This window comes from Phenylobacterium sp. (assembly GCF_035276905.1).
Lineage (GTDB): Bacteria > Pseudomonadota > Alphaproteobacteria > Caulobacterales > Caulobacteraceae > Phenylobacterium.
Genome location: NZ_DATELG010000226.1, coordinates 1 through 2655, shown reverse-complemented (window position 1 = coordinate 2655; position 2655 = coordinate 1). Strand labels below are relative to the sequence as shown.

Annotated in this window: 2 protein-coding genes; both read left to right on the top strand. The window is 70.5% G+C overall.

Translation table 11 applies throughout. The annotated features are described in order from the left end of the window. The first annotated feature begins 320 nt into the window (after positions 1-320). A complete protein-coding gene (gshB, locus tag VJS38_RS10600; RefSeq protein ID WP_324088115.1) occupies positions 321-1268 on the top strand; it encodes a glutathione synthase in 948 nt (315 codons plus the stop codon). 116 nt (positions 1269-1384) lie between these two features. Beyond that, positions 1385-2655: YifB family Mg chelatase-like AAA ATPase (locus tag VJS38_RS10595; RefSeq protein ID WP_324088114.1), on the top strand; the 1271-nt coding region annotated here is incomplete at its 3' end.

Sequence of the window (2655 nt, the reverse complement as noted above, 5' to 3'; positions counted from 1 at the left end):
CGGCGCGCTGGAGGCGCTCGCCCGGGCCACGACGCTCGACGGCGGGGCCGCGCTGACCGCCCGCGCCCAGCGCGAGCGGGTGCGCCTGCGCCTGAACTAGCTGGCGCCCCGGGGCCTGCGGCCCTATTTGGCTAGCTCTAGTGTCCCAATTCCGAAGTTCGTGTGCGCCTGTGGCGAACTCGGGCGAACTTCGGAATTGATAAGGACACTAGACAAGTATTTGTTTTCTAGCGTGCTTTTCGGATCTGAAGTTCGCTCCGGCGCTTGGACCAGATGCAAGCGAACTTCAGATCCAGCACGCTAGCTGTCTGGAGCCCGCCATGTCTCTGAAGGTCGCCGTGCAGATGGATCCCATCGAGGGGATCAACATCGAGGCCGACACGACTTTCCTGATGATGGAGCAGGCCCAGGCCCGCGGGCACAGCCTGTTCGTCTACACCACCGAGACCCTCGCCCTGGAGGACGGCCGCGCCTTCGCCCGCGGCCGCGACGTGACAGTGCAGCGGATGAGGGGCGAACACGCCACCCTCGGCGACTGGCGCAAGGTCGACCTGGCCGCCTTCGACGTCGTCCTGCTGCGCCAGGATCCGCCGTTCGACATGCATTACATCGACACCACCTTCGTGCTCGAAGCCGTGCACCCGAAGACCCTGGTGGTGAACAACCCCGTCGAGGTGCGCAACGCGCCGGAGAAGCTGTTCGTCACCAAGTTCCCCGACCTGCAGCCGCCGACCCTGATCACCTTCGACCGCCAGCAGATCTACGATTTCCGCGCCCGCCACGGCGACGTGGTGCTGAAGCCGCTGAACGGCCGCGGCGGATCGGGCGTGACGCGGCTGCTGGCGGACGACCCCAACCTCGACGCGCTCCTGGAGCTGCACGCCCAGATCGGCCGCGAGCCGGTCATCCTGCAGAAGTTCCTCCCCGCCGTGACCAAGGGCGACAAGCGCATCCTGCTGGTCGACGGCGAATGCGTCGGCGCCATCAACCGGGTGCCGGAGAAGGGCCAGATCCGCTCCAACATGGCGGTCGGCGGCAAGCCGGAGCCGGTGGAGCTGACGCCGCGCGACCTGGAGATCTGCCGCACGATCGGGCCGGAGCTGAAGCGGCGCGGCCTGCTGTTCGTCGGCATCGACGTGATCGGCGACTACCTGACCGAGATCAACGTCACCTCCCCCACCGGCGCGGTCGCCTTGAAGCGCTTCACCGGCGTCGACGCCGCCGAGATCCTCTGGGAGAAGATCGAGGCGATCCGCGCGGCCAGCTGAGCGCCCGCAAGCTTCGCCTTGCAACTTTCGTGTTATGTTCTAACTTCGTTCCCGCTTCAGCGGCGAGTTCCATCGCGCCCTGTGGATAAGTCCTGACAGGCTGACGAGGAAACGGCATGGCGGCGCGGGTGGTCACGGTGGCCTTCCAGGGGGTCGATGCGGTGCGCGTCGACGTGGAGGTGCAGTTCACCCGCGGCGAATCCGCCTTCATCCTCGTGGGCCTGGGCGACAAGGCGGTGGCCGAGAGCCGCGAGCGGGTGCGCGCGGCCTTCGCCGGCCTCGGCCTCGCCTGGCCCGGCAAGCGGATCATCGCCAATCTCGCGCCCGCGGACCTGCCCAAGGTCGGCAGCCACTACGACCTGCCGATCGCCCTGGCGGTGATGGCCGCCATGGGAGTGATCCCGCCGGACGCGCTCGACGGCTGGGCGGCGATGGGCGAGCTGTCGCTGGACGGGCGGATCGTGCCAGTCGCCGGCGCCCTGCCCGCCGCGGTGGCGGTCGGGGGCATGGCGCTCGGCCTGATCTGCCCCCAGGCCTGCGGGCCCGAGGCGGCCTGGGCCGGCGAGACGCCGATCATCGCCGCGCCCTCGCTGATCGCCCTGGTCAACCACTTCCGCGGCGTCCAGGCGCTGTCGCCGCCGAAGCCCGGCGAGATCCTCGACGGCGAGCGGGTCCCCGACCTGCGCGAGGTGAAGGGCCAGGAGCACGCCAAGCGGGCGCTGGAGATCGCCGCGGCCGGCGGCCACAATCTGCTGTTCATCGGTCCACCAGGCTCCGGCAAGTCGATGATGGCCCAGCGCCTGCCGGGCATTCTGCCGCCGCTGACGGCGGAGGAGCTGCTGGAGACCTCGATGGTGCACTCGATGGCGGGCCTGATCGCCAAGGGCGAGCTGCGCCGCGCGCGGCCGTTCCGCAGCCCCCATCATTCGGCGAGCATGGCGGCGCTCACCGGCGGCGGCGCGAAGGCCAAGCCCGGCGAGGTCAGCCTGGCGCACAACGGCGTGCTGTTCCTCGACGAGCTGCCGGAGTTCGGAACCCAGGCGCTGGATTCGCTGCGCCAGCCGCTGGAGACCGGCGAGGTGGTCGTCGCCCGCGCCAACGCTCACGTGCGCTATCCGGCGCGCGTGCAGCTGGTGGCGGCGATGAACCCCTGCCGCTGCGGCCATGGCGGCCCGGGCCGCGGCGCCTGCGGGCGCGCCCCGCGCTGCCAGACCGACTACCAGGGCCGGATCTCCGGCCCCTTGATGGACCGCATCGACCTGCAGGTGGAGGTCCCCCCGGTGACCGCCGCCGACCTCGCCCTGCCGCCGCCGGCCGAGGGCTCGGCCGAGGTCGCGGCGCGCGTCGCCGCCGCGCGCGACATTCAGCTGGCGCGCTATGCGGCGGC